Annotated in this window: 22 protein-coding genes; 11 read left to right on the top strand and 11 right to left on the bottom strand. The window is 65.9% G+C overall.

The features are described from left to right. The first annotated feature begins 17 nt into the window (after window positions 1-17). From BRSPCE3_RS21620 to BRSPCE3_RS21610, 3 genes are all read left to right on the top strand, one after another. Window positions 18-719: a hypothetical protein gene (locus tag BRSPCE3_RS21620; protein ID WP_244068119.1), complete on the top strand. Its 702-nt coding sequence runs from the start codon at window positions 18-20 to the stop codon at window positions 717-719. 325 nt (window positions 720-1,044) lie between these two features. Continuing rightward, on the top strand, window positions 1,045-1,974 hold the full coding sequence (locus BRSPCE3_RS21615; RefSeq protein WP_244068118.1) for a sulfite exporter TauE/SafE family protein: 930 nt from the start codon (window positions 1,045-1,047) through the stop codon (window positions 1,972-1,974). Then, complete coding sequence (locus BRSPCE3_RS21610; protein ID WP_244068117.1) at window positions 1,971-2,753, top strand: TIGR02186 family protein; 783 nt, start codon at window positions 1,971-1,973, stop codon at window positions 2,751-2,753. Before BRSPCE3_RS21615 ends, BRSPCE3_RS21610 begins: the two co-directional genes overlap by 4 nt. Here BRSPCE3_RS21610 and BRSPCE3_RS21605 read toward each other — a convergent pair whose 3' ends face one another. Beyond that, window positions 2,754-4,061, bottom strand: coding sequence for an aspartate aminotransferase family protein (locus BRSPCE3_RS21605; RefSeq protein ID WP_244068116.1), 1,308 nt, complete (start codon window positions 4,059-4,061; stop codon window positions 2,754-2,756). Window positions 4,062-4,208: 147 nt separating this feature from the next. Between BRSPCE3_RS21605 and BRSPCE3_RS21600 the strand changes: the two genes are divergently transcribed. After that, window positions 4,209-4,691, top strand: a complete 483-nt coding sequence (locus BRSPCE3_RS21600; protein ID WP_244068115.1) for an Lrp/AsnC family transcriptional regulator — start codon at window positions 4,209-4,211, stop codon at window positions 4,689-4,691. Between the two features lie 15 nt (window positions 4,692-4,706). Here the strand turns inward: BRSPCE3_RS21600 and BRSPCE3_RS21595 are convergent, their stop codons facing one another. Together BRSPCE3_RS21595 and BRSPCE3_RS21590 are read right to left on the bottom strand one after the other, a co-directional pair. Beyond that, window positions 4,707-6,035, bottom strand: coding sequence for an NRAMP family divalent metal transporter (locus tag BRSPCE3_RS21595; protein ID WP_244068114.1), 1,329 nt, complete (start codon window positions 6,033-6,035; stop codon window positions 4,707-4,709). A 90-nt stretch (window positions 6,036-6,125) separates the two neighbouring features. After that, a complete protein-coding gene (locus BRSPCE3_RS21590; protein WP_244068113.1) occupies window positions 6,126-7,064 on the bottom strand; it encodes a DMT family transporter in 939 nt (312 codons plus the stop codon). 97 nt (window positions 7,065-7,161) lie between these two features. Between BRSPCE3_RS21590 and BRSPCE3_RS21585 the strand changes: the two genes are divergently transcribed. Then, entirely contained in the window at window positions 7,162-8,025 is an 864-nt protein-coding gene (locus BRSPCE3_RS21585; RefSeq protein WP_244068112.1) for a LysR family transcriptional regulator, read from the top strand. A gap of 121 nt (window positions 8,026-8,146) precedes the next feature. On the opposite strand, the gene pdeM is transcribed toward BRSPCE3_RS21585, so the two are convergent. The 4 genes from pdeM to BRSPCE3_RS21565 form a co-directional block, all read right to left on the bottom strand. Continuing rightward, window positions 8,147-8,818, bottom strand: coding sequence for a ligase-associated DNA damage response endonuclease PdeM (pdeM, locus tag BRSPCE3_RS21580; RefSeq protein WP_244068110.1), 672 nt, complete (start codon window positions 8,816-8,818; stop codon window positions 8,147-8,149). A 63-nt stretch (window positions 8,819-8,881) separates the two neighbouring features. After that, window positions 8,882-11,620 (bottom strand): ligase-associated DNA damage response DEXH box helicase, encoded by a 2,739-nt coding sequence (locus tag BRSPCE3_RS21575; protein WP_244068651.1) that lies wholly within the window; start codon window positions 11,618-11,620, stop codon window positions 8,882-8,884. Window positions 11,621-11,815: 195 nt separating this feature from the next. After that, on the bottom strand, window positions 11,816-13,042 hold the full coding sequence (locus BRSPCE3_RS21570) for an ABC transporter substrate-binding protein (protein WP_244068109.1): 1,227 nt from the start codon (window positions 13,040-13,042) through the stop codon (window positions 11,816-11,818). Window positions 13,043-13,365: 323 nt separating this feature from the next. Next, window positions 13,366-14,292 (bottom strand): methyltransferase domain-containing protein, encoded by a 927-nt coding sequence (locus BRSPCE3_RS21565; RefSeq protein WP_244068108.1) that lies wholly within the window; start codon window positions 14,290-14,292, stop codon window positions 13,366-13,368. 143 nt (window positions 14,293-14,435) lie between these two features. Here BRSPCE3_RS21565 and BRSPCE3_RS21560 point away from each other — a divergent pair, with 143 nt between their 5' ends. From BRSPCE3_RS21560 to BRSPCE3_RS21540, 5 genes are all read left to right on the top strand, one after another. Next, the gene (locus BRSPCE3_RS21560) at window positions 14,436-15,521 is read left to right on the top strand and encodes a ligase-associated DNA damage response exonuclease (protein WP_244068107.1); all 1,086 of its coding nucleotides are present in this window, start codon (window positions 14,436-14,438) and stop codon (window positions 15,519-15,521) included. Further along, complete coding sequence (locus tag BRSPCE3_RS21555) at window positions 15,518-17,401, top strand: cisplatin damage response ATP-dependent DNA ligase (protein WP_244068106.1); 1,884 nt, start codon at window positions 15,518-15,520, stop codon at window positions 17,399-17,401. Before BRSPCE3_RS21560 ends, BRSPCE3_RS21555 begins: the two co-directional genes overlap by 4 nt. Window positions 17,402-17,506: 105 nt before the next feature. Next, window positions 17,507-17,812, top strand: a complete 306-nt coding sequence (locus BRSPCE3_RS21550) for a DUF6460 domain-containing protein (RefSeq protein ID WP_244068105.1) — start codon at window positions 17,507-17,509, stop codon at window positions 17,810-17,812. Between the two features lie 22 nt (window positions 17,813-17,834). Next, window positions 17,835-18,569 (top strand): MBL fold metallo-hydrolase, encoded by a 735-nt coding sequence (locus BRSPCE3_RS21545; RefSeq protein ID WP_244068104.1) that lies wholly within the window; start codon window positions 17,835-17,837, stop codon window positions 18,567-18,569. A gap of 114 nt (window positions 18,570-18,683) precedes the next feature. Further along, complete coding sequence (locus tag BRSPCE3_RS21540; protein WP_244068103.1) at window positions 18,684-20,006, top strand: MATE family efflux transporter; 1,323 nt, start codon at window positions 18,684-18,686, stop codon at window positions 20,004-20,006. A gap of 95 nt (window positions 20,007-20,101) precedes the next feature. Here BRSPCE3_RS21540 and BRSPCE3_RS21535 read toward each other — a convergent pair whose 3' ends face one another. Both BRSPCE3_RS21535 and BRSPCE3_RS21530 read right to left on the bottom strand, forming a co-directional pair. Then, window positions 20,102-21,199, bottom strand: a complete 1,098-nt coding sequence (locus BRSPCE3_RS21535; RefSeq protein WP_244068102.1) for a quinone-dependent dihydroorotate dehydrogenase — start codon at window positions 21,197-21,199, stop codon at window positions 20,102-20,104. Continuing rightward, window positions 21,196-21,540 (bottom strand): DUF952 domain-containing protein, encoded by a 345-nt coding sequence (locus BRSPCE3_RS21530; RefSeq protein ID WP_244068101.1) that lies wholly within the window; start codon window positions 21,538-21,540, stop codon window positions 21,196-21,198. The genes BRSPCE3_RS21535 and BRSPCE3_RS21530 overlap by 4 nt, the downstream gene beginning before the upstream one ends. 199 nt (window positions 21,541-21,739) lie before the next feature. On the opposite strand from BRSPCE3_RS21530, the gene BRSPCE3_RS21525 reads away from it, so the two are divergent. Then, the gene (locus tag BRSPCE3_RS21525) at window positions 21,740-22,393 is read left to right on the top strand and encodes a helix-turn-helix transcriptional regulator (protein WP_244068100.1); all 654 of its coding nucleotides are present in this window, start codon (window positions 21,740-21,742) and stop codon (window positions 22,391-22,393) included. A gap of 176 nt (window positions 22,394-22,569) precedes the next feature. Here the strand turns inward: BRSPCE3_RS21525 and BRSPCE3_RS21520 are convergent, their stop codons facing one another. Together BRSPCE3_RS21520 and BRSPCE3_RS21515 are read right to left on the bottom strand one after the other, a co-directional pair. Beyond that, window positions 22,570-23,355, bottom strand: coding sequence for a class II aldolase/adducin family protein (locus BRSPCE3_RS21520; protein WP_244068099.1), 786 nt, complete (start codon window positions 23,353-23,355; stop codon window positions 22,570-22,572). Window positions 23,356-23,599: 244 nt separating this feature from the next. Then, on the bottom strand, window positions 23,600-25,240 hold the full coding sequence (locus BRSPCE3_RS21515; RefSeq protein ID WP_244068098.1) for a lysine--tRNA ligase: 1,641 nt from the start codon (window positions 25,238-25,240) through the stop codon (window positions 23,600-23,602). Window positions 25,241-25,395: the final 155 nt, after the last annotated feature.

The raw sequence follows: 25,395 nt of genomic DNA, 5'->3' as shown, positions 1-25,395 counted from the left end.
CGCCGCCCCCGGGGAACATGGCATCGCCGCGCGGCACCTTCCGGTTCTCGTTGCCGTCCATCATCATCTTCGTGCTGCTGCTGTCGAGCGTCGTCATTCAGGCCTACCGCGACCTGTCGAAGCCGGGCGCCTGGGACTTCTGGCGCGAGACCTATATCGCGGCGAGCATGACGTCCGAGGTGATTTCCGATGCCGACATCGATGGGTCGGGCCGCGGAAGGCGGGCACTGGCGATCAGCGGCACGATCGGCTCGGCCAGCGCGAGTTGGCTCCGCGACCGGCTCAGCGAAGCGCGGCTCGCGCCAGGCGATGCGGTGCTGCTGTCGTCGCCGGGCGGCGCGCTGAATCAGGCCGTGATCATGGGCGAGGTCATCCGTACGCACGGGCTCGTCACGGCCGTGGCCGCATCGGATGCCGCGGGCAAGCTCCGCCCCGCCGCCTGCGCCAGCGCCTGCGTCCTGGTCTATGCGGGCGGCGTGACCCGCTATGGCATCGCGGGCTCGCGGCTCGGCGTGCATCGCTTCACGACCAGCGCACCGGTCAGCGATCCCCTCGCCGAGGCGCAGCGCATCCAGGGCATGGTGCTCGGCTACATGACCAAGATGGGCGTCTCCTCCGGGATCGTCGAGGCGATGTCGCAGACCTCGGATATCCGCTGGCTGAGTCCGAAGGAAGCGCTCGCGCTGAACCTGATCACCAAGCCGGTCGACCGGCCCTGAAGCATGATCCCTCGCGACAAACCCGGAACGCGTTTGCACGGAGATCATGCTCAACCAAGCCGGCACGAGCGCCATTAATCTGAATTATCAACCACGTGCGCAGCAGAGCGGCAGCCTGCGGCGAAAAATGCCACCCGGAGCGGATTCTTTAGTCCCTCCTCCCTCCGATTTCGGTTATGCAAGAACGCGGCAATCGACCCGCGTTCGCCTGCTCCTTGCGCGCCGACCGGATTCGTTCAGCCGGAGAATGCCCGACCCGAACGACATCACGCCGTGATGCGGCCTTGCGCCTCAGCATGCGGCGAACCGACAAGAAGCGACGCGCGTGCAGCTCTATCTCCCGATCGCCGACATTCCGGTCAATGTCTTCCTCGTCCTGGCGATGGGCGCGGCGGTCGGATTCGTCTCCGGCATGTTCGGGATCGGCGGCGGCTTCCTGATGACGCCGCTCTTGATCTTCGTCGGCATCGCGCCCGCGGTCGCGGTTGCCTCGGTCGCCAGCCACATCGCGGCCTCCTCGTTCTCCGGCGCGATCTCCTATTGGCGCAGGCGCGCGATCGACCCGCTGCTGGCGGCGGTGCTGCTGGTCGGCGGCACGATCGGCACCGCGCTCGGGGTGTGGACCTTCACCTTCCTGCGCTCGCTCGGCCAGCTCGACCTGATGATCGCGCTGTCCTACGTCATCCTGCTGACGACGGTCGGCGGGCTGATGTTCTGGGAAGGCCTGCGCGCGATGCTACGCGCCCGCGGCGGCCGCGCCGTCACCCTGCGCAAGCCGGGCAGCCATGGCTGGATTCACGGCCTGCCGCTGAAGCTGCGCTTCAAGCGCTCCAAGATCTACCTCTCCGTCATCCCGGTGGTCGTGGTCGGGCTCGTGATCGGCTTCATCGGCGCGGTGATGGGCATCGGCGGCGGCTTCATCCTGGTGCCGCTGATGATCTATGTGCTGCGGGTGCCGACCTCGACCGTGATCGGCACCTCGATGGTGCTGACCCTCGTCACCATGGTGTTCGCCACCATGCTGCATGCGGTGACCAACCATCTGGTCGACGCCGTGCTGGCGCTGATCCTGATGATCGGCGGCGTCACCGGCGCGCAATTCGGCGCCCGCGCCGGCCAGAAGATCCGCGGCGAGCACCTGCGCCTGCTGCTCGGCCTGCTGGTGCTCGCGGTCGGGATCCGCTTTGCGGTCGAGCTGGTGATCCGGCCGCAGGACCTCTACAGCATCCGCGAAACCGGCGGAGCCCCGCCATGAGGTTGCGCGCGCCGCTTGCCATCATGGGCCTCGTCGCCGCCGGTCTGGCGGCCGTGCCCGCTCATGCCGAACGGCTGATCGTGTCGGTCTCCAACCACCGCGTCACCGTGACGCCGAACTATTCCGGCGGCGAGCTCGTGCTGTTCGGCTCGGTCGAGAGGGACGACAAGACGCCGCCCAATCGCGGCAATTACGATCTCGTCGTCACGGTGGCCGGCCCGCGCGCCGACATGGTGACGCGGCGCAAGGAGCGCAGGTTCGGGATCTGGATCAACACCGACTCCCGGCAATTCCTGCAGGTGCCGGGCTATCTCGCACTGTTCTCCAATCGTCCGTTCGACCAGATCGCCTCGCCCGATGTGCAGCGGCGGCAGCAGCTCGGGCTCAACAATGTGCTGTTGATGCAGCGGGTCGGGCCGGATTATGCCGACGTGGTGCCGAACGATCCGTTCCGCAGCGCCTTCGTCCGCCTGCGGTCCGAACACGGCCTGTACCGCGAGGCCACCTCGGCGGTGACGTTCCTGACCCCGACCCTGTTCCGCACCGGCATTCCGCTGCCGGCGGAGGTGCCGATCGGCACCTACAATGTCGAGATCAAGCTGTTTTCCGACGGCGCGCTGGTGACCAAGACCGATAGCGCGTTCGAGATCGTCAAGATCGGCTTCGAGCAGTTCGTCGCCACCACCGCGCGGCAGAACGGCCTGGTTTACGGCCTCGTCACCGCGTTCATGGCGCTGATGACCGGCTGGATGGCCTCAATCGTGTTCCGGAAGGATTGATCAGCCGGCTTTCTGCAACGCGCTTTCGAATGCGTCGCTGAGGATCGAGAGGCCGAGATCGATCTCGTCGTCGCTGATCGTCAGCGGCGGCGCAATGCGGAACACGCTGCCCATGCCGGGCAATTGCACGATGTTGGTGCTCAGCCCGAGCTCCATGCAGCGCTGCGACACACGGGTTCCGAGCGCCTCGTCGGGCTGCTTGCTGAAGCGGTCCCGCACGATCTCGATGCCCTGCATCAGCCCCCTGCCGCGCACGTCGCCGATGCATTCGAACCTGTTCTGCAGCGCGAGCAGCCCGTCCCTCAGCCGCGCGCCCGCGATCCCGGCGCGCTCGGCCAACCGGTCGCGCAGGATGATCTCGATCACCTTGAGCCCGACCGCGGCCGGCATCGGGTCCGAGACATGCGTCGTGTAGAACAGGAAGCCGCGTTCGTGACAGCGCTCCTCGATCTCGGCCGAGGTGATCACCGCGGCCAGCGGCAGGCCGGCGCCGAGCGTCTTCGACAGGGTCAGGATATCGGGCACGACGCGATCGCGCTCGAACGCGAACATGGCGCCGGTTCTGCCGAGGCCGGTCTGGGCCTCGTCGACGATCAGCAGCATGCCGCGCGCGCGGCATAGCTGCTTCAGCTCGGCGAGGTAGCCCTCCGGCAGATCGATCAGCCCGCCGGAGCTCAGGATCGGCTCGGCGATCATGCAGGCGAGCGAGCCGGTCGATTGGCGATCGATCAGATCGAAGGCGTAGGCCAGTTCAGCCCGCCAATCGTTCGCGCCGCCGAAGCGGGGCCGATAGGGATTCGGCGTCGGGATCGCGAGCGAACCGACCGGCGCGGGACCATAGCCCTTGCGGCCGGCGGAATAGGTCGCGCCGGCCGCGCCTGATGTCATGCCGTGCCAGGACTGCGCGAACGCGACGGTCTCGAAACCGCCGGTAAAGAGCTTGGCCATCTTGATGGCGGCCTCGTTCGACTCAGCCCCGGTGCTCAGCAGCATGACGCGATCAAGCCCCGGCGGCAGCAGCTCCGCGAGCTGTTCGGCCAGCGCGACCACCGGGCGGGTCAGCATGCCGCTGAACAGATGGTCGAGCCGTTCGGCATGCGCGCTGATGGTCTGGACGATCTCCGGGTGACCATGACCGAGCACGGCGCTCATCTGCCCGGACGTGAAGTCCAGGATGGCGCGGCCGTCGGCGTCATAGACGAAGGAGCCGGAGGCGCGCTCGATGATGACGGGCGCGAACGTCCCGCCATAGCGAATGAGATGGCGCCGCGCACGATCCCAAAAGGATTGGTCGTCATTTCCAGCCATGCCGGTTTCCTTGCTGCCCGGTCGCCACGATCGCCGACCCTCGCAGGGCATCCTATGCGCGGACCTGCGCAATGACATTGCGATTTGAGATGCATTTCGTCCCATCTTCTGCGATCAATTGCGCAGAATGCGAAAAATGCGAAAGAAATGGGAACCGCGATCGTGATCGACGAGATCGACCGGAAGATCCTCGACGTGCTGCAGGTCGAGGGCCGCATCACCAATCTCGAACTGGCGGAACGGATCGGCCTGTCGTCCGCCCCGTGCATGCGACGCGTCCGGACCCTGGAAGAGGCCGGCGTCATCAATTCCTATGTGGCGCTGGTGGATCCCGCGCGGGTCGGACTCGGCTTCGACGTGATCGTTGAAGTTCGCCTCAAGCAGCAGAACAGGGAAGCCTTCGATCGCTTCGAGAAGAAGGTGATCGGCCTTCCGGAGGTGGTCGAATGCTGCATGATCGCCGGGGATTGGGACTATTCGCTGCGGATCATGTCGTCGGACCTCGCGCGCTATCAATCCTTCATCCTCGACCGCCTGATGCATCGGGACAGCGATATCGCGAGCTATCGCACCACCATCATCCTGCGGAAGGTGAAATCGACGACCAAGATCGATACGTCGCTGTTCTGAACGTGATTGACCATCCTACAGGAGCAGCCCGCCCCCCATTGCGATCACACTGAGCGCCATCGCACCGGTCGAGAGCCAGCCGAGCCAGTAGAGCCACCCGCCGATCACAAAACGGTCCATCACGTCCCTGCGGCGGGCCATGAACATCAACAGCACCATCACCGGCACCGCGAGCACGCCGTTGACGACCGCGCTCCAGTACAGCGCCGAGATCGGATCGATCGGGGTGAAGTTGAGCGCAATGCCGATGCCACCCGACAACGCCAGCACCGAGTAGAACGCGATTGCCTCCTTCGGCTTGCGCGTCAGTCCGACTGGCCATTGCCGCCCTTCGCTGACGGCATAGGCGGTCGCACCCGCGAGCACCGGGATCGCCAGCAGGCCGGTGCCGACGATGCCGAGCGCGAAGATCACCTCGGCAAACGGTCCGGCAATCGGGCGCAACGCCTCGGCGGCCTGTGCCGAGGTCTGGATATCGGTCTTGCCGGCGGCATGCAGCGACGCGGCGGCAGTGACGATGATCGATAGCGCGATCACGTTGGAAAACGCCATGCCGGTGATGGTGTCGGCGCGGATGCGCGAGAATTCGCGCTGTGCGCCGTAATGCCGCTTGATCAGCGGATGCTTGTTGGGATCGATCCGCTGCTCCTCGGCCTCCTGCGAGGCCTGCCAGAAGAACAGATAGGGCGAGATCGTGGTGCCGAGGATCGCGACGATCGTGGTGAAATAGTCCGCGCTCCAGGTGACGCGCGGCAGCAGCACACCGACCAGCGCCTCCGTCCACGACACCTTGGCAAAGGCAAGCGCAGCGACATAGGCGAACAGGCTGAGCGTCAGCCATTTCAGGACGGCGACGTAGCGCCGATAGTTCATGAAGATCTGGGCGGCCACCGAGGTCACGCCGAACAGCACGACGTAGAGGATGGCCGGACCGCCGATCAGGAGTTTGGTCGCATCGGCCATGGCCGACAGGTCGGCGGCGATGTTGACGGTGTTGGCGATGAACAGCAGCGTCACCACCGCAGCGAGGAGCCAGCCCGGATAATGCTTGCAGACATTGCCCGCGATGCCGTGGCCGGTGACGCGGCCGACCCGCGCCGAAATCTCCTGGATCGCGCTCATCAGCGGGAAGGTCAGCAGCATGGTCCAGCCGATGCCGTAGCCGAGTTGCGCGCCGGCCTGGCTGTAGGTGCCGATCCCCGAAGGATCGTCGTCGGAGGCCCCGGTGATCAGGCCGGGACCGAGCGTCTTCAGGACATTGCGGGCGCTGAACGACTGGCGCTTCGCCGCCTCGTCGGCGGACCGGTCATTCTGCCTTCGCGAAGTCGTCCTGTGCTGCGTCATGCCCGGTTCCGGCCGTCGCGACAACGAGCCGGATACCGTCAAGGTTCCAATGATGAACCCCGGGGACCTATCGGCCGGCTGATGCGCAGGTCACGCTAATCTGGGCGCAGCGGCGGCCGCAGGGCGGGTCACCAGATAGATGCCGAGCGCGACCGGAATGATGCCGAGCAGATCACGAAATTCGACATGCTCACCGAGCACGAGGTAGGCGAACAGCATGCCGAGCGGCGGCATCAGGAAGTGATAGGCGCTTGCGGCGGTCGCGCCACACACCTTCAGGAGATGAAACCAGAGCAGATAAGCGAGGATCGAGCCGCCGAGCACAAGGAAGGCAAAGGCGCCGGCAAGCCGCATGCTCGGCACGATGTCACCGACGCTGGCGAGCGTGAAGGCGAACGGCATCACCGCAAGGCCTCCGGCGATGTTCTGGATGCCGTTGCCGATCCACAGGCTGCCCTTCGGCGCCAGCAGCTTGAACAACATGGTGCCGGCGACGATCGAGGCGAGCGAGGCCAGCGTGAACAGGATGCCGTGCGGACTGTCGGTGCCGACCTTGAGGCGATGCCAGACGATGAAAGCGACGCCGACGATCCCGAGTACGAGACCGATCACCTTGCGCACGGTCATGCTCTCGCCGAGGAACAGCGCCGCCAGCATCGCGGTGAACACCGGATTGGCGGAGACGATCAGCGCGCCGAGCCCGGCCGACACCGTCTTCAGCCCGGTATAGCCGAGGCCGAGATAGAGCGCGTTGTTGGCGACGCCGATCACCGCGAACACGGCGGCATCGCGCCAGGTGAGATCCCATGTGTCCCGGCGCAGCCAGGAGATGCCGAGGATCAAGACCCCGGCGAGCGAGAATCGCGCGGCCAGCAGGATCAGTGGCGGGCAATCGGTGACGCCGATCTTGCCGGCGACGAAGGCATAGCTCCACAGCAGGCAGAACAGGGCGATCAGCAGCGGCAGGGTGTTGAAGCGGGCGCGGGGGGCGGCCATCGAGGTTGCGGCGGGCGAGCTTGCTGAGGACATGGCGGTTTCTCCTTCGGCGATGATCTAGGCCCGCGCCTTGATATTTGGAAATTAAATGATAGACTGACATCCAGTGGATTTATGAATGGAGGCTGCGATGCTCGACCTGGAGCTGTTGCGCAGTTTCGTCTCGGTGGTCGATGCCGGCGGCTTTACCCGCGCCGGCGAGCGCGTCCACCGCACGCAATCGACGGTCAGCCAGCAGATCAAGCGGCTGGAAGAGGATGTCGGCCAGCCGCTCCTGATCCGCAGCGGCAAGGACGTCACCCCGACGGAGGCCGGCGAACGGCTGTTGACCTATGCGCGGCGGCTGTTGTCGCTCGCCGAAGAGGCGCGCGACGTGCTCTCACGGCCCGGCAGCGAAGGCGCGATCCGGATCGGCATCACCGAGGATTTTGCCGCCTACCGGCTGACGAGATTGCTCGCGACCTTCTCACGCAGCCACCCGAATTTGCGGCTCGACGTGCGCTCCGGCCAGAGCCTGTCCCTGTACCGCGATCTCGAACGCGGCGATCTCGATCTCGCGCTGATCAAGCGCTCTGCCAGCGAGAAAGGCGGCATCGCGGTGTGGCCGGAACGCGTGCATTGGGTGACCAGCAAGAGCCACCCGCGCGACACCGCGACCGGCTCGGTACCGCTGATCGGCTTCGGCTCAGGCTGCCTCTACCGCGCCTTCGCCATTCATGCGCTGGAGCGCGCCGGCCGCAACTGGCACATGGCCTACACCTCCTCCAGCCTCGCCGGCATCCAGGCCGCGGTCGCGGCGGGCCTGGGCTTAAGCATTCTCTCGGAAATGTCGATCCAGACCGAGCATCGCGTGCTCACCGCGAAAGACGGCTTTGCCCCGATCGAGCGGACCGAAGTCGCCCTCGTCGCCGCCCCCGAAGCCAGCCCGGCGACATTGCGGCTGGCGGATCGGCTCGCGGAGTATTGCGAGAGCGTGCAGGCGAAGGCGGCGTGAGGTTATCCACTCGTCATTCCGGGGCGTGCGAAGCACGAGCCCGGAATCCATTCATCCACGAACCATGCGGCCCAATGGATTCCGGGCTCTCGCTTCGCGATCCCCGGAATGACGAGGAAACTCAATAACACCGCGACGCCACGAAGGCGTGGACGCGGTTGTCGCCGAGCACATGGGCCATGAAGCCGGGCGATCCGAATATCCGCGCGAATGCCGCGTCGCGGATGCTCAAGCCCCCGGCATAGGCGCCGAACGCCGGCATCACCGCGCGCTCGCCGTCACTGGCGAAACAACGCCGCTCGATCGAGCGGCCACGGGTCGGCACCCGTGCCTTGGGGTGCAGATGCCCGGCGATCTCGCCGGCTGCCCCCGTCGGCTCATGGCGGAACGCGATCGGCCCGATCGCGACCTCGGTTGCGACCACGCCGCCGAGACTCGACGGCAGCGCCGGATCGTGATTGCCCGCAATCCAGATCCAGCTGCGCCGCACTTGCAGCGCCGCGAGCGCTTCGCGGTCCGGACCCGACAGGCGCGCATGAGCATCGCGATCGTGAAAGCTGTCGCCGAGCGCGATCACCTGCCGCGGATCGTGCCGCGCGATCACGGCGGCAAGCCGGCTCAGCGTCGCCACCGTGTCGTAAGGCGGCAGCAGCACGCCGCGGGCCGCGTAGCTCGAGCCTTTTTCCAGATGCAGGTCGGACACCACGAGCAGGCTCTGCCGCTCCCAGAACAGCGCGCCGGAGCAATCCGCCACGAAGTCGACATCCGCCACCGTGACCCTCGCAACGCGCATGTCGTCACCGTCTCGCAAAGCTAGCGCGCTTGCCGTCACGTCGGGTTCCCCAGAGTACCAGCGTTATGTCGTCGCCTCCCGCACGAGTTCCTCGGCCGCCTCGGCCAGAAGCTCGTCGGATGCTTCGCCATAAACTGACTCGCGGCCGATTTCCAGCAGCGCGGGGACGGCAAGCGGAGAAACGTGGTCGAGGTCCTTGTGCGTGATTCGGCCGTGGATGCGCGCAAGCATGTCGCTGAGACGGCGGAGATCGAGCAATCCCGTGGCGGCATCGCCGCGCGCGGCACGCAGCAGCACGTGGTCGGCCTGGTGCTTGCGCAGCACGTCGTAGATCAAATCGGTCGAGAACAGCACCTGGCGGCGCGACTTCTCCTCGTCGGTGAAGCGGCGTGCGATCAGGCCGGAGATGATGGCGCAGTTGCGGAAGGTGCGCTTCATCAGCGCGGATTCCGCAAGCCACGCCTCGAGGTCGTCGCCGAGCATGTCAGGGTCGAACAGCGCGTTGAGATCGAGCTTGCCGTGCCGGATCATGAAGGAGAGATCGCCGACGCCCCAGACCGCCAACGCATATTCATTGGCGACGAACCCGAGCGGACGGGCGCGGGCGCGCTCCAGCCGGCGCGTCAAGAGCATGCCGAGCGTCTGGTGCGCCAGCCGTCCCTCGAAGGGATAGCAGACCAGATAATGGCTGCCGCCGCGCGGAAAGGTCTCGACCAGCAGCTCACGCACCGCAGGCACACGGGAGAATTTCCGCTGCAACGACAGCCAGTCATGGACCTGGTCCGGCAAGCCTTTCCAGGCCCGGCTGTTGTCGAGCAGCTTGCGGACCCGTTCGGCAAGATAGGTCGAGAGCGGAAACTTGCCGCCCATATAGGACGGCACCTTTGCATCCTTGTCGTTGGCGCGGGAGACATAGACCTGGTCCTCGACCAAGGCCTCGTAGCGCACCACCTCACCGCCAAAGACGAAAGTGTCGCCGGGCACCAGGCCTTCGATGAAGACCTCCTCGATCTCGCCGAGCATGCGGCCGCCGCGGGCAATCACGCCGGTCGACCCGGAACCGCCGGCGCGCGAGCGCACCAGCCGCACCTTCAGCATGGTCTCCTCGACGATGGTGCCGACGTTGAGGCGGTAGCTCTGCCTTACCTTGGGATTGGTGACGCGCCAGCGGCCCTGCTTGTCCTGCTTGATCCGCGCGAACCGCTCGTAGGTTTTCAGCGCGTAGCCGCCGGTCGCGACGAAGTCGACCACATCGTCGAAATCGGTGCGCGACAGCGCGGCATAGGGCGCCGCGGTCCTGACCTCGTCGTAGAGTTCATCGGACAGGAACGGCTTGCCGCAGGCGCAGCCGAGCACGTGCTGGGCCAGCACGTCGAGCGCGCCGGTGCGCAGCGGCGGCGTGTCCTGCGCATTCTCAGCGATGGCGTCGATCGCGACGGCGCATTCCAGCACCTCGAACCGGTTGGCCGGCACCAGCACGGCGCGCGAGGCCTCGTCGAAGCGGTGGTTGGCGCGGCCGATCCGCTGCATCAGCCGCGACGAGCCCTTCGGCGCGCCGATATTGATGACGAGGTCGACATCGCCCCAGTCGACGCCGAGATCGAGCGAAGAGGTGCAGACCACGCCGCGCAGCCGGCCGGCCGCCATCGCGTCCTCGACCTTGCGGCGCTGCGCGACGTCGAGCGAGCCGTGATGCAGCGCGATCGCAAGCCCGTCGTCGTTCATGCGCCAGAGATCCTGGAACAGCATCTCGGCCTGGCTGCGGGTGTTGACGAACACCAGCGTGGTCTTGTTGCGCTTGATCAGCTCGTAGACCTCTGGCAGCGCGTGGCGCGCGCTATGCCCCGACCACGGCAACCGTTCCCGCGTGTCGAGCATCTCCACCACCGGCGGCGCGGCGCCACCGGCGGTGACGACGTCGGCGGATACGCGCGCGCCACCCGGCTGCGGCACCAGGAAACGCGCGAGCTGTTCCGGCTCGGCCACCGTTGCCGAGAGGCCGATGGCCCGGGCGTGCGGCGCGATGGTCCAGAGCCGCGCCAGCCCGAGCGACAGCAGATCGCCGCGCTTGGAGGTGACGAGCGCGTGCAGCTCGTCGAGCACAATGCGCTTCAGCGAGGCGAACAGGAACGGCGCATCGTCGGACGCCAGCAACAGCGCTAGCTGCTCGGGCGTTGTGAGCAAGATGTCAGGTGGATAGCGCCGCTGCCGCTGCCGCCGCGACACCGGGGTGTCGCCGGTGCGGGTCTCGATCCTGATCGGCAGCCCCATCTCGGCAACCGGTGTCTCCAGATTGCGCGCGATATCGACCGCGAGCGCTTTCAGCGGCGAGATGTAGAGCGTGTGCAGACCACTGGAGCGACGAACGCCGCGGCCGGTGGAGACGAGGTTTGGACGAACTGCCTTCGATTCAATTTCATCGCTTGCGAGATCGTCGGGCTCCCTCCCCCTGAAAGGGGGAGGGTTGGGGTGGGGGTCAGCCGCTTGCTCCGCGCCCGCGGCTGACCCCCACCCGTCGCGCGCAGGCACGCGCCGACCTCCCCCTTTCAGGGGGAGATGAGTGCCCTTGCGGTCAAGCTCCCCGCTCAATTCCACCAGCGTCGGCAAAAACCCCGCCAGCGTCTTGCCTGCACCCGTGGGCGCGATCAGCAGCGCGGAACGCTCTTCGCGCGCCTTCGCCAGCAGCGCGAGCTGGTGCTCGCGCGGCGACCAGCCGCGCGAGGCGAACCAGTCGCGAAACCGGCGCGGCAGGAGATCGGCCGTTTCCGACGGCGGAACGGAAAAGAGATCGAGCGTCGACACGCCCAAGAGGTAAGTGGTTCAGGCGGTTTCGTCGAGGGCAGGGGCGGAAATGGCGGCAGATGGCAGCAAGGTGCCGCCTCTCTCCCCGGCGTCATTGCGAGGAGCGAAGCGACGAAGCAATCCATCTTTCCCCGAGAAGATAGGTGGATTGCTGCGCTTTGCTCGCAATGACGGGGATAGAGCGAATGCCCGCCCCTACTCCGTCATCGGCTCGCCGGAGAGGTCCCAATCCTTGCCGTTGAAGATCGAGACGTACAGCGTCTTCATCGGCGTGTAATCGTCGGGCGTATAGCTGTAATTGATGCCGTCGAGGAAATAGGGCGAGTGGAAACCGGCCAACGTGGTGGCGTGCTTCAGCACGTTGGCGCGGGTCAGGTCGCCGCCGCAGCGGCGCAGGATTTCGCCCATCGTCGCCGCCTGGCCGTAGCCGGCGAAGGCGATGGTGTTGTCGGGGTCGATGTTCGGCAAGTACTTCTTGCGCAGCTCCTCGAACGCGACCACGTCCGGATCCTTCTCGTAACGGGGAACGCCGACTTCCTTGTTGTAGCGGATCGCGACGATATCCTTGGCGTTCTCGAGCCCCGCGGCGCTCAGGATCGAGCGGCCGGTCGAGCCCGCCGACAACAGCTGCAGCGGCTTCCAGCCGAGCTCGGCGACCTTGCGGATCGACTGCGACGTCGCCTTGCCGGTGGTGATGTTGTAGAACACATCGGCGCCCGACTTCGAGAGATTGATGAGCTGGGAATCGACCGTCGGATCGGTGAGATCGTAGGTCTGCTCCATGATCACCTGCGCCTTGCCGCCGGCATCGGCCAGCACCTTCTTGAACGGCCCGAGGAAGTCGCGGCCGAAATCATCGTTCTGGTAGAGGATGCCGATCCTGGCGTTCGGTTTCACGCTGACGACGTGTTTCGCAAGGATACGCGCCTCGGTCGGATAGAGCGGCAGACCCGCCATGGTCCATTTGAAGTTCTTCGGGTCGTTCCACTTCGAGGCGCCCGTGTTCAGCAGCAGTTGCGGCACGCCCTTGGAATTGAGATATTTGTGCACGGAGGTCTGCGGCGCGGTGCCGAGCGAACCGTACAGCGCCAGCACCTCCTCCTGCTCGACAAGCCGGCGCGTCGCCTCGACGCATTTCGGCGCGCTGTAGGCATCGTCCATGGTGAGAAACTTCACCTTGCGGCCGTTGATGCCGCCCTTGTCGTTGAGCATCTGGAAATAGGCTTCGCCGACGCGGCCGAGCACGCCGTAGAGCGAGCCAGGACCGGAATGCGGCACGGTCTGGCCGAGCTTGATCTCGGTGTCGCTGGCACCCGGATCATACTTCTTGTCGGCGGCCCAAACGAACGGCGCCGGCAGCACGGATGCTGCGATCACGGACAATGCGGTGGCGCCGAATTCGCGCCGTGTATGCTTTTTCATTATTTCTCTCCCTGAGGCGAAAAGCTCTCGCATTCCGCCCTGCGCCGGGCAAGCGCGAAGTCGCAGCTTTGCGGCGCAATGCCGCGTCACGGCAAATGCGTAGCGTGTAGACTCAAGTTGGGGGGTGATGTGTGGGATCGCCTTCTCATCCTCCCCTGGAGGGGGAGGATCGGTTCGCATGGAGCAAAGCGGAATGCGAACCGAGGTGGGGTGACAGTCTCACCATTCGCACAGTGCCCGTGTGGAGAGATCACCCCACCCCGGCTCTCATTTCGCTTTGCTCAATGTGAGCCGACCCTCCCCCTCCAGGGGAGGGTGAAGCATCACGGCTTGACGGCGACGGCGACGAGCCCGGGCGCGGGGACGTTGTCCTCATTGCGCGCCGAGAGATCGTCGAGCAGCGCCAGCGTCAGTCCCGCGGCGGCGACGGAGGCGCGCACATAGGCCGCGCTGTGGGCGTAGCGCAGCCCCTCGCCGAGGATGACGCCCTCCCCGTCATGGGTCTCGGTGGTGAAGGCGAGCACGCCGCCCGGTACCAACACGCGCGCGGCCTCGGCAAGCACGGGCGCGAGATCGGCGACATAGACCATCGCGTCGGCAGCGAGGATCAATTCGGCGCTGGCATCCGGCTTGCCCGCAATGCCCTGCAGCATGTCGTCGACCTCGAGCTCGGCATAGTGTCCGCTCGCGCGCGCCTTGTCGATCATGCGCGGCGACAGGTCGATGCCGATGAAGCGGTCGACATGCTGCGCGAATGCAGCGGCCGCCAGTCCCGTGCCGCAGCCGAGATCGATCGCGCGCTTGAAGAAGGCCGGCTTCTTCGCCGACGCGCGCACCGACAGCACCGCCTTGAACAGCAGCGCCGGGCCGCGATAGCCGAGATCGCCGACCAGCGCGGCCTCGAAGCGCGGCGCGTACTGATCGAACAATGTCTGCACGTAGCCCGGCGACATCGCGCTGACGGCCTCGACGCCGAGCTGCATCAGATGCAGGCCGGCGCCATGGCGGTCCTCGGGATCGGCGTCGCGCGCGGCGCGGAAGGCTGCGATCGCGGCCTCGCGCTGGCCGAGCTCGAGGCGGATCTTGCCCAGCGTGTACCAGGCCGAGGTGAATTTCGGCACCAGCTCGATCGCCTGTTCGAGCAGCTCGGCGGCGGCCGGCAGGTCGCCCTTCAATTGCAGGTCGCGCGCGAACTCGTAGCGGCGGTCGGCGACGAGATCGCCGGAGGACAGAAACAGACGGGGAGCCATTTTCTCTAAGGAACCAATCGTGTCTTAAGGATCCTGGCCGAATGGCCATCCATCAAAGCACGGACTTTTTCCGGAGATGGATGCGCGGGTCAAGCCCGCGCGTGATGGCTAAACATCGCGGATCGAGCGCCTATATAGGACCAATGCGCCCGCAAGACATCCTGATGCCCGTCCCGGCCGGGCTTTGCTGCAAGCCCGGCGGCTTCCACATCGATCCTGTCAGGCCGGTCGAGCGGGCACTGATCACCCATGGCCATTCCGACCATGCGCGCCCCGGCCATGGTGCCGTGCTCGCGACCCAGGAAACGCTCGACATGATGCGGCTGCGCTACGGCGAGAACTTCGCCGGCTCGACGCAGGCGGTCGCTTACGGCGAAGAGATCCGGCTCGGCGACGTCACGGTGACGTTTCATCCCGCCGGGCACGTGCTGGGCTCCGCCCAGATCTCGGTCACCTGCAAGGATACGCGCATCGTCGCCTCCGGCGACTACAAGGATGCCCGCGACCCGACCTGCGCGCCGTTCGAGCTGGTGCCGTGCGATGTCTTCATCACCGAGGCGACCTTTGGCTTGCCAGTGTTCCGCCACGGCGACGCCGCCGGTGAAGTGAACAAGCTGCTGGCATCCGCAAAACTGTTTCCGGAGCGCGCGCATCTGGTCGGCGCCTATTCGCTCGGCAAGGCGCAGCGCGTGATCGCGCTGCTGCGCGAGGCCGGCTACGACGCGCCGATCTATCTGCACGGCGCGATGGAGAAGATCACCTATTATTACCAGGAGCGCGGCATTGCGCTCGGCGAGCTCCGGCCGGCGCGCGGCATGAAGAAGGCCGAGCTTGCCGGCACCATCACGCTGGCGCCGCCGAGCGCGACCGCAGACGTCTGGACACGGCGCTTTCCCGATCCGGTCACCGCCTTCGCCTCGGGCTGGATGCGCGTGCGTGCCCGGGCCCGCCAGGGCGGCGTCGAGCTGCCGCTGGTGATCTCCGATCATGCCGACTGGGACGGCCTGACGGCGACGATCGCCGCCACCGGTGCCGGCGAGATCTGGGTCACCCACGGCCAGGAAGACGCGCTGGTGCATTGGTGCAAGAGCAAGGGACTTGCCGCGCGGCCGCTCGATCTGGTCGGCTATGGTGACGAGGATGAAGGCGAGACGGCGGCGCTGACCGGCGAAGGCGAGGCGCAGCCTGTCGGTGAGGCCCAGCCCGTCGGCGAGACCAAGAAGCCATGAACCGCTTTGCCGAGCTGCTCGACCGCCTCGCCTACGAGCCGGGCCGCAACAACAAAATCAAGCTGCTCGTCGGCTATTTCCGCGAGACCGAAGATCCCGACCGCGGCTACGCGCTGGCGGCGCTGACCGGCGCGCTGTCGTTCAAGCACGCCAAGCCGGGCTTGATCCGCGATCTGATCACCGAACGCACCGATCCGGTGCTGTTCGGCTACGCCTATGACTACGTCGGCGATCTTTCCGAGACCGTTGCGCTGATGTGGCCGAAGGCGATTGGTGCATCTCACAACGAGTCTTTGCTGGGCTACCCCTCTCCCCACCCCTCCCCCGCAAGGGGGGAGGGAGCCCAGCCGTCCTGCTCACCTCACGACGATAACGAAGTGACCGACGTGGGTGAGGGACCCACTGGTGGACAGGCTCCCTCCCCCCTTGCGGGGGAGGGTTGGGGAGAGGGGTTCCGCGGACGAGACGTCAGTGATGATCTGCTCTCGCGCAACGACCGCGACCTCCGCACCCACAACAACCCGCCTCCTCCCACTCTCGCCGACGTCGTCACCACGCTGCGCACGCTCGGCAAGGCCGAGCTGCCGGCGCAGCTGGCGCGCTGGCTGGACGAGCTCGACGAGACCGGGCGCTGGGCGCTGTTGAAGCTCGTCACCGGCGCGATGCGGATCGGGATCTCGGCACGGCTGGCGAAGACCGCGGCCGCGGCGCTCGGGACTAAGGATCCGCACGAGATCGAGCTGATGTGGCCCGGCCTGTCGCCGCCCTATCTCGACCTGTTCGCCTGGCTCGAAGGCCGCGGCGACAAGCCTGTCAACAGCGACCCGACGCCGTTCCGTCCGGTGATGCTGGCGCACGCGATCGAGGATGCGGACTTTGCCAATCTCGACGCCGCCGATTTCAGCGCGGAATGGAAATGGGACGGCATCCGCGTGCAGGCGGTATCGGGCCGCGATGCGCGCGGCCATATCCAGGCGCGGCTCTATTCACGCACCGGCGAGGACATCACCGGCAGCTTCCCCGATCTGGTGCCGTCACTCCACCTGCCCGGTGCGATCGACGGCGAATTGCTGGTGCTGCGCGACGGCCGCGTGCAGACCTTCAACGTGTTGCAGCAGCGGCTGAACCGCAAGGTCGTTTCGCCGAAGCTGATCAAGGAATTTCCGATCCATCTGCGCGCTTACGATCTGCTCGGCGACGACGCGAACGATCTGCGCGAGCTGCCCTTCACCGAGCGCCGCGCGCATCTCGAAGCCTTCGTCGCCAGACTGAATGATCCGCGCATCGACCTGTCGCCGACGGTCGCGTTCGCGAGCTGGGAAGAGCTCGCTGCGGCGCGCGCCGATCCGAAGAGCGCCGGCGCCGGCGACGATGCCGATGCGGTCGAAGGCGTGATGCTGAAGCGGCGCGACGCGCCCTATCTGCCCGGGCGGCCGAAGGGCCCGTGGTGGAAGTGGAAGCGCGATCCGCACATCATCGACGCGGTGCTGATGTATGCCCAGCGCGGCCACGGCAAGCGCTCATCCTATTATTCCGACTATACGTTCGGGGTCTGGACCCGTGGCGAGGCCGGCGACGAGCTGGTGCCGGTCGGCAAGGCGTATTTCGGCTTCACCGACGAGGAGCTGTTGCAGATCGATCGCTTCGTCCGCCGCAACACCACCGAGAAGTTCGGTCCGGTGCGACATGTCGTACACGAGCCGGATCAGGGGCTGGTGCTGGAAGTCGCCTTCGAGGGCCTGCAGCGCTCGCCGCGGCACAAATCCGGCATCGCGATGCGCTTTCCCCGGATCAGCCGGCTGCGCTGGGACAAGCCCCCGCGCGAAGCCGACCGGCTGGAGACACTTGAACGGCTGTTAATCTCCATGACAGCGAATTAATTCCGCGGTTGCATGGCAGCCATTGATCGCGGCCCGCGGGTTTCCCATGTGGTGCGCCGTGACCTATAATGCGTCATGTGCGGACGATTCCGCCAGGAGATTGCGATGCCAGACAACATCCGGGACTTGCCGGCCGGCCAGAGCGACGGCCTGTACCGCTTTCTCGGCGGATCGCCGCTCTCGGTGGCGTTCCGGCTGATCCTGCTTTCGATCCTGGTCGGCGTCGTGCTCGCCGCGATCGGCCTCGACCCCTGGAACATCCTCTACAGCATCCGCCGGCTGTTCCAGAGCATCTGGGATTTCGGCTTCGATGCGATCAACTGGGCCTGGCGTTATTTCCTGCTCGGCGCCGTGATCGTGGTCCCGATCTGGCTGCTGTCGCGGCTGTTCGGCGCGCCGCGCGGCCGCTGATCCAAAGGAAAGCTCGCAGCCGATGCACTTGCGATTTGTCGGCTGCGGCGATGCATTCGGCTCCGGCGGCCGCTTCAACACCTGCTTCCACGTCAGCGGCGCGCGCGCCAATTTCCTGATCGACTGCGGCGCCTCCTCGTTGCCGGCGCTGAAGCGGCTCGGGATCGACCGCGATGCGATCGACCTGATCCTGATCACCCATTTCCACGGCGATCATTTTGCCGGCCTGCCGTTCTTCCTGCTCGATGCGCAATTCTCCCGCCGCACAAGGCCGCTGGTGATCGCAGGTCCCGAAGGCATCGAAACGAAACTGCCTGCGGTGATGGAGGTGATGTTCGAGCACTCCTCCAAAACCAGACAACGCTTCGACCTGTCCGTCGTCACGCTCGCCCCGCACGAGCGACGCAGCTTCGGTGAGGTGAGCGTGACGCCCTTCCCGGTAGTGCACGGCGAATCCGGCGGGCCGTTCCTCGCCTACCGCGTCGAGGCGGAAGGCCGCGTCGTCAGCTACAGCGCCGACACCGAATGGACCGACGCGCTGATCCCCGCCGCGCAGAACGCCGACCTCTTCATCGTCGAAGCCTATACCTACGACAAGATGGTCAAGAACCACCTCAGCCTGAAAACGCTGGAAGCGCATTTGCCCGCCATTAACACGAAACGCGTGGTGTTGACCCATATGAGCGACGACATGCTGGGCCGCGTCGACAGCCTGCCCTACACGGCAGCCAGTGACGGCATGGTCGTGGTGTTCTGACCATGCAACGCCTTGTCGGCAGCCCCCTCGCCACCGCATTGCTCTGAGACCAATTCCGGCATGGTCGCGCCACGGACGACGCGATAGAAGCGTACATCCCTCACAATTGTAGCCATGCACGCCCCCGTTCATCCGAAGATCACGACCCGCCAGGTGTTCGCCATCGCAGGCCCCGCGATGGTCGCCAACCTGACCACGCCACTGATCGGCATCGTCTCGACCACCGCGATCGGCCGGCTCGACGATGCCGCGCTGCTCGGCGGGGTGGCGATGGCCTCGGTGATCTTCGACTGCCTGTTCTGGCTGTTCGCCTTCCTGCGCATGTCGACGCTGGCCTTCACCGCACAGGCACAGGGTGCCGGAGAGCCACAGGAATATGCCGCCATCCTGGTGCGCGGCTTCATCGTCGCCGGGCTGATCGGCGCGGCGCTGATCGCGCTGCAGGTGCCGCTGGCCGCAATCACGTTCCAGCTGATGGGCGGCAGCGAGGGCGTCACGCGCGCGGCCAAGAGCTATTTCATGATCCGGATCTGGTCGGCACCACTGGCGCTCGCCAATTACGTCATCCTGGGCTGGCTGGTCGGCCAGGCGCGCGCCAATCTGGCGCTGGTCCTGCAGATCGTGATCAATTTGATCAACATGGCCGCGACCGTGCTGCTGGTGCAGGTCTACGGCGCCGGCATTGCAGGCGCTGCGATCGCTGCCGTGCTCGCCGAGACCGCCGGCTTCGCCGCCGGCATCGTCGTCGCGTGGCGGATCGCGCAAGGCGGCTTCGCCGTTCCGGCGGCCACGCTGTTCGACCGCGCCAAGCTGATGCGTATGCTCGCCGTCAACCGCGACATCATGGTCCGCACCGCGGCGCTGATCGTCGTGTTCCTGTTCTTCACCGCCAAGGGCGCGCGCGAGGGCGACGTGACGCTGGCGGCGAATTCGGTGCTGAACAATTTCCTGCTGGTGAGCGCCTTCTTCCTCGACGGCCTCGCCAACGCCGCCCAGCAGCTGTGCGGCCGCGCCTTCGGCGCGCGCGACGCGCGCGGCTTTGCCGATTCGACCCGGCTGGTGCTGCTGTGGGGCATCGGCTTTGCGCTGGTGGTTTCGGTGCTGTTCGCGCTGTTCGGGCCGGCACTGATCAATCTGATGACGACCAGCGACGACGTGCGCCGCGCTGCGCGCGAGTTCCTGGTGTTCGTGATCCTGGCGCCCTTGCCCGGCGTGTTCGCGTTCGGCTTCGACGGCATCTATGTCGGCGCGACCTGGGCGCGCGAGATGCGCAATCTGATGCTGGCCTCGCTCGCGATCTTCCTTGCCACCTGGTGGGCGCTCAGCGGATACGGCAACACCGGCCTGTGGATCGCGCTGCTCGGCTTCTACGTCGCGCGCGGCGGCTTGCAAGGCCTGCGCTATCCGGCGCTGTTGAGGAAGTCGTTCAAGGCGTAGCCGCGTAGCCCGGATGAAGCGAAGCGAAATCCGGGGTCTGCATTCGCGGTGAGACTGTCCCGGATTGCGCGTCGCTGCATCCGGGCTACAGGTCCTTACCTGACCGGCCAATCCTCGGCAGTGATCGTCGCGGCATCGGCGCCGACGATTTCCGACAGCGTGTCGCGCCCCGTGCGCAGCAAGGTCGAGGACAGATCGCGCTTGATGTCGTCGACCAGGCCGATGCCCTTGTAGACCAGCGAGGAATAGATCTGGACCAGGCTGGCGCCGGCGCGAATCTTGGTCAGCGCGGCGCCGCCGCTATCGATGCCACCGACGCCGACCAACGGAAACGCGCCTTCGACGCGGACATAGGTTTCCGCCACCATGCGCGTCGACAGACGGAACAGCGGACGACCCGACAGGCCGCCCTGCTCCTTGGCGCGGTTCTCCTCGCGCAAGGTCGAGGGACGCGCCAGCGTGGTGTTGGCGACGATCATGCCGTCGACCCGCCGCGAGCGGGCGATGTGCACGACATCGTCGAGCTCGGCGAGGCTGAGGTCCGGCGCGATCTTGAGCAGGACCGGTGAATCGCCGGCGTTCTTGCGCACGCGCTCGCGGGTATCGATCACCCGCGCCAGCAGATCGTCGAGCGCCGCCGATTGCTGCAGATTGCGCAGGCCCGGCGTGTTCGGCGACGAGACATTGACGGTGAAATAGCTCGCGACCGGGGCAAAGGTCTCGATCAGCTTCACATAATCGGCGACGCGGTCCGGCGAATCCTTGTTGGCCCCGACATTGACCCCGATGATGCCGCCGCCGCCGGCGCGCGCGGCGAGCCGCCGCAGCACGGCTTCGGCGCCGTCATTGTTGAAGCCCATGCGGTTGATCACGGCCTCGTCGCGCTCCAGGCGAAACAGCCGCGGCCGCGGGTTGCCGGCTTGCGGCTTCGGCGTCACCGAGCCGATCTCGACAAAGCCGAAGCCGAGCCGCAGCAGCGCGTCCGGCACCTCGGCGCTCTTGTCGAAACCCGCCGCCATACCGATCGGGTTCGGAAAGTTCAGTCCAAAGGCGCGCACCGCGAGCTTCGGATCATCTGCCCGCTGCCGGATCGGCGGCAGCAGCTTCAGGCCCTGGATTGCCATGCGATGGGCATCCTCGGGATCGAACCAGCGCAGCAGCGGCAGCGAGAAGGCGTCGAAGGCGCGGATCACGGCTTCAGCTCCGGAACGTCGTGGCCACCGTCGGAGCGCGCGCGCAGGTCGAGGATCTCGGTGACCGCGCCGAGGTCGAGTTCGCCATAGAGGTGCGGGAACAGCTCGTCATTGCGCGACCGCTCCCAGCGCAGGGCGTCGCCAAGCGCATCGGCATCGACCGCGACCAGGAACAGGCCGGTCTGGCCGTGGTAATGCTTGCGCGCGGTCTCGGCCACCTGCGAGGCGGTCGAAAAATGGATGAAGCCGTCGCGATTGTCGTCCGCACTGCCCCGGTACACGCCCTGCCGCTCGGCCTCGCGCCAGGCCGAAGCGGGGGTGATTTTATAGATCATAGGCACGGCCCGGCCTTCCCTTTTGTCCTTGAGTCTCTTGGGGTTTTATCCGGATTTGAGGGGAAATGCCCCAGACGCCATGTGGCGAGCGAGGGACCGTAAAGGCGGCGGCGGCGCAACTCAAGCGGTGGTGGGACACATCCGACGGCAGATTTGCGAAAATCGAAGTTTCAGGCAATAATTCCTACCATCCGGGATGTTCTCGATGGCCAAACAGTCCAAAGCCGCCCGACCGCTGACCCATGCGCAGGTCTGGGCCGCGCTCGACCGGCTCGCCGAACGCGCCGGCCTGTCGCCCTCAGGCCTTGCCAAGCAATCCGGGCTCGATCCCACCACCTTCAACAAGTCCAAGCGCGTGACCGGCGACGGGCGCGAGCGCTGGCCCTCGACTGAATCGCTCTCCAAGGCGCTGGCCGCGAGCAATGCCAGCATGGAAACCTTCGTACAGTTGCTCGGCGACGGTCCGCGCGGCGGCCAGTCGGTGCCGCTACTCGGCTTCGCGCAGGCCGGTGCCGGCGGCTATTTCGACGACAGCGGCTTTCCCGCCGGCAAGGGCTGGGACGAGGTGGCGCTGCCGGCAACCACCGACGAGCACGCCTATGCACTCGAGATCGAGGGCGACTCGATGAAGCCGGCCTATCGCGAAGGCGACATCATCGTGGTGTCACCCGCGACCGCGATCCGCCGCGGCGATCGCGTCGTGGTGCGCACCACCGGCGGCGAAGTGATGGTGAAGGAATTGAGGCGCCGCACCGGCAAGGTGCTGGAACTGGCGTCGCTCAATCCGGAACATCCCGACCGCATGCTCGATGCAGAGGAAGTCACGTGGATCGCGCGCGTGGTGTGGGCGAGCCAGTAGCTAGCTGAACCATTAGCCACAAAATCAGTGTCGTCCCGGCGAAGGCCGGGACCCATAACCACCGCCGTTTGAATTATAGCGAGCTGGGGCCGCAGCCTGCTCTAACAACCCAACCCTTTGGTAATGGGTCCCGGCCTTCGCCGGGACGACGGTGGTATTTGCGGCACGACCTCCGCTTACGTCGCGTAGTCCGGCTCCTTGCGGTCCAGCATCCGCTTCAGCGCATCGAAATGCCGCTGCGACGGGCTCGGGCCGTTGTAGAGGTGGTCGTCGCGGAAATCGCGCTTGGTCTTCTCCACCACATGCTGCGGCAATTGCTTGAGCGGCTGCTGGGTCCACATCGCGTAGATCTGCACCTGCGCGGCGCGCTCGATGTAATAGAGCCGGTCATAGGCATCGGCGACGGTCTCGCCGACGGTCGAGATGCCGTGGTTGGCCATGAACAGGATGGTCTTGTTGCCGATCACCTTGGCGAGCCGTGCGCCTTCCTCGGGATCGAGCGCCGGGCCGGTGTAGAGATCGTCATAGGCGATCGCCTCCGACAGCCCAACCTCGGTCTGGCCGATCTCCTTGATGCGCGGATCCTCGAGCCGCGTCAGCGCGCTCGCATACGGCATGTGGGTGTGGAACACCGCCTTGGCCTGCGGCAATGCCTTGTGGATCGGCGCATGGATGCAGAAGCAGGAGCGCTCGACCTCACCCTCGCCGCGCTTCACCTGCGCATCGTCGATGCCGACCTCCATGAACGACGATGCCGTCACCTCCGACCAGTGCATGCCGAACGGGATCTGGTAGTAGCGATCGCTGCGGCCGGGCACCACGAAGGTGAGATGGTTGAAGATGCCTTCGGAAAAGCCGTGGATGTAGGCAAGCCGATGCGCGGCCGCGAGATCGACCCGCGCCTGCCATTCCTCGGCGCTCGTACTGTCCTGCAGCGACGTCGGCGAAACCCTGAACTGCATGCGCATGCTCCCATCTGTGCCGGTCTCTCTGCGGAGGCCGTGCTGATTTTATGGGAGCGAGTGTAGCGCAATCCGGCGCAACCCTGGCTGATATTGCCGGGGATCAGCCATCCGGATTTTGCGGCGCTACGCCGCAGGCGTGGTGCCGTGCCCGGATGGAGCGCAGCGCAATCCGGGGCAAGCCGCGCCAGTGGCGAGGTTCCCGGATTTCGCTGCGCTCCATCCGGGCTACATTCTTTTCAGGCTACGACGATCGCGCCAGCGCGCCGTCGATCATGTTGACGGCGTTCTGCACGCCGTAGACCGCGACGAACGAGCCGAAGCGCGGGCCCTTCTCCTGGCCGAGCAGCACCTGGTAGAGCATGTTGAACCAGTCGAGCGAGACGCCGGGACGGCCGTCCTTGCCCTTCTTGACCATGTCGAGGAACGGCTCGCGGCGGCCGATCTCGTAGACCACGTTCTGGATGTCTTCCGCGGTCGCGTTCGCCGGCATGTTGGCGAGCGCATCGCGCAGGTCCTGCAGCGCGGCGCGCTCAGCTTCAGTGGGCTCGCGGAACTGCTTGGTCGGCGCCACGAAGTCGCGATAGTAGTTGATGGCGTAGCCGACCATCGCGTCTAACTTCGGATGGCTCTCGGGCGTCACGCCCGGCCGGTAGCGGCCGATGAAGCCCCACAGCGTTTCGGCATTCTCGGCGTTCGACGACGACACCAGCGTCAGCAAGAGCTGGAAGGTGACGGGCATGTCGGCCTGCGGCGGCTTGCCGGAATGGATGTGCCAGACTGGATTTTGCAGCTGCTGCCGTGGCTCCTGTCGCGTGAAGCCGTCGAGGAACTGCTGGTAGTCGTCGACATTGCGCGGGATGACGTCGAAATACAGCCGCTTCGCCGCCTTCGGCTCGCGATACATGAACAGCGACAGCGATTCCGGTGAGGCGTAGCGCAGCCACTCGTCGATCGTCAGGCCGTTGCCCTTCGACTTCGATATCTTCTGGCCCTTCTCGTCGAGGAACAGCTCGTAGTTGAAGCCTTCCGGCGGCGTGCCGCCGAGTGCCGCGCAAATCTTGGCGGACAGCTTCACCGAATCGATCAGGTCCTTGCCGGCCATTTCATAGTCGACGCCGAGCGCATACCAGCGCATCGCCCAGTCCGGCTTCCATTGCAGCTTGCAGCGGCCGCCGGTGACGGGAACGGTGACCCTCTCCTTGGTCTCGGGATCTTCATAGGAGATGGTGCCTGCCTTGGCGTCGTGCGCCGTCACCGGCACGTAGAGCACGAGGCCGGTGCGCGGACAGATCGGCAGGAACGGCGAATAGCTCGCCGCCCGCTCCTCGCGCAGCGACGGCAGCATGATCGCCATCACCTTCTCGATCCGCTCCAGCATCCGCAGCAGCGCGGCATCGAACCGACCCGAGGTGTAATACTCGGTCGAGCTCGCGAACTCGTAATCGAAGCCGAACTGATCGAGGAAGGCGCGCAGCCGCGCATTGTTGTGCTGGCCGAAGCTCGGATGGGTGCCGAACGGATCCGGCACCTTGGTCAACGGCATACCGAGGTGCTTTTCCAGCAGCTCCTTGTTCGGCACGTTGTCCGGCACCTTGCGCAGGCCGTCCATGTCGTCAGAGAAGGCGAGCAGGCGGGTCTTGATCTTGTCCTCGGTCAGCACGCGGAAGGCGTGGCGCACCATGGTGGTGCGCGCGACCTCGCCGAAGGTGCCGATATGCGGCAGGCCCGACGGGCCGTAGCCGGTCTCGAACAGCACCTCGTCCTTCGGATTTTTCTTCAGCCGCGCCACAATCGCTTTCGCCTGCTCGAACGGCCAGGCGTTGGATTGTTCGGCGAGCGCCCGCAGGTCGCTCGGGCTGGCGGCAAGATCAATCACGGACATACTTCAGGCTTTCTCCAAAAAGGCCGCGAAAACTAACGCTTTCGCGGCAAAATGCAAAGTTGCGCTCCCTCGCCCCGCTCTTGCGGGGAGAGGGTTGGGGTGAGGGGCTCTATCCGCGTCAATGGCAAGAGACGGATTCGCGGAAGCTCCCCCTC

The sequence above is a fragment of the Bradyrhizobium sp. Ce-3 genome, assembly GCF_022835695.1.
Lineage (GTDB): Bacteria > Pseudomonadota > Alphaproteobacteria > Rhizobiales > Xanthobacteraceae > Bradyrhizobium.
This window is presented reverse-complemented; position numbering and strand designations above follow the sequence as displayed.